Source organism: Chryseobacterium sp. 27AL (genome assembly GCF_057815395.1).
The window spans coordinates 1-1,820 of record NZ_JBYRIW010000027.1 but is presented as its reverse complement, the minus strand read 5'-3'; the positions used below and the strand labels follow the sequence as shown (position 1 = coordinate 1,820).

Here is a 1,820-nt window from a genome sequence, read left to right as displayed (position 1 = left end):
CCTCTGAAAGCCTAGGCATCCGCCATACGCCCTTAACGATTTCTTTCCTATTTTTAGGTTACTCAAGCACTTATAAGTGCTCGGTTTTCTCTTTGTGATGTCTTTACCGTTAATGTCAATGATCTTATTTCTATTTCTGATCCAATTCGCAAATATTGTTTTTGGCTCTATCTGCTTTTTTAAAATTAAACCATCTATGATGGTGGAGAATAAGGGAGTCGAACCCTTGACCTCCTGCGTGCAAGGCAGGCGCTCTAGCCAGCTGAGCTAATTCCCCCTCTAGTCTGATTTGAGATTTGAGATTTGACATTCATACGTACGTAACGAATTTCAAATTTCAAATTTTCAATTTCAAATCACTTAATTAGTAGTCTCGGGCAGGCTCGAACTGCCGACCTCTACATTATCAGTGTAGCGCTCTAACCAGCTGAGCTACGAGACTCTGTTAGATTTGAGATTGTTATATTTGATATTTGATATTCAAATTCCGAATCTCAAATTTCAAATCTTTTGATCTCTTGTCTCTCTATCCCTGTACTAATTTCTAGTGGGTTTTGTATTTTTAATATATTTTATAAGTAATAAATAATCGGTAATGAGTAATTTTTATCTCCCTCACTTTTACACTTGGCTCTTTTTACTTTTACCTTTTTACTTCCCTTATAAATCAACCAATAAAAAAACTAAAGCTTTACTTTGAAGTAAGTACTGTATCCTAAGATACTAATTTTGTTTATCGTCAATAGACGCTCTAAAATGAGATGTTCCAGCCGCACCTTCCGGTACGGCTACCTTGTTACGACTTAGCCCTAGTTACCTGTTTTACCCTAGGCAGCTCCTGTTACGGTCACCGACTTCAGGTACCCCAGACTTCCATGGCTTGACGGGCGGTGTGTACAAGGCCCGGGAACGTATTCACCGCGCCATGGCTGATGCGCGATTACTAGCGATTCCAGCTTCATAGAGTCGAGTTGCAGACTCCAATCCGAACTGAGACCGGCTTTCGAGATTTGCATCACATCGCTGTGTAGCTGCCCTCTGTACCGGCCATTGTATTACGTGTGTGGCCCAAGGCGTAAGGGCCGTGATGATTTGACGTCATCCCCACCTTCCTCTCTACTTGCGTAGGCAGTCTCACTAGAGTCCTCAACTTAATGGTAGCAACTAGTGACAGGGGTTGCGCTCGTTGCAGGACTTAACCTAACACCTCACGGCACGAGCTGACGACAACCATGCAGCACCTTGAAAATTGTCCGAAGAAAAACACATTTCTGCGTCTGTCAATTCCCATTTAAGCCTTGGTAAGGTTCCTCGCGTATCATCGAATTAAACCACATAATCCACCGCTTGTGCGGGCCCCCGTCAATTCCTTTGAGTTTCAAACTTGCGTTCGTACTCCCCAGGTGGCTTACTTATCACTTTCGCTTAGTCTCTGAATCTTAAAAACCCAAAAACGAGTAAGCATCGTTTACAGCGTGGACTACCAGGGTATCTAATCCTGTTCGCTCCCCACGCTTTCGTCCATCAGCGTCAGTTGTAACTTAGTAACCTGCCTTCGCAATTGGTGTTCTAAGTAATATCTATGCATTTCACCGCTACACTACTTATTCCAGCTACTTCAACTACACTCAAGACCTGCAGTATCAATGGCAGTTTCACAGTTAAGCTGTGAGATTTCACCACTGACTTACAGATCCGCCTACGGACCCTTTAAACCCAATAAATCCGGATAACGCTTGCACCCTCCGTATTACCGCGGCTGCTGGCACGGAGTTAGCCGGTGCTTATTCGTACAGTACCTTCAGCTATCTACACGTAGA

General features: G+C 43.6%; 2 tRNA genes and 1 rRNA gene. All 3 read right to left on the bottom strand.

What is annotated here, in order from left to right:
- Positions 1–200 precede the first annotated feature (200 nt).
- A tRNA-Ala gene (locus AC3WV0_RS18025) sits at positions 201–277 on the bottom strand.
- 91 nt (positions 278–368) lie between these two features.
- Positions 369–442 (bottom strand) — tRNA-Ile (locus AC3WV0_RS18020).
- A gap of 312 nt (positions 443–754) precedes the next feature.
- A 16S ribosomal RNA gene (locus tag AC3WV0_RS18015) occupies positions 755–1,820 on the bottom strand; the annotation flags it as partial.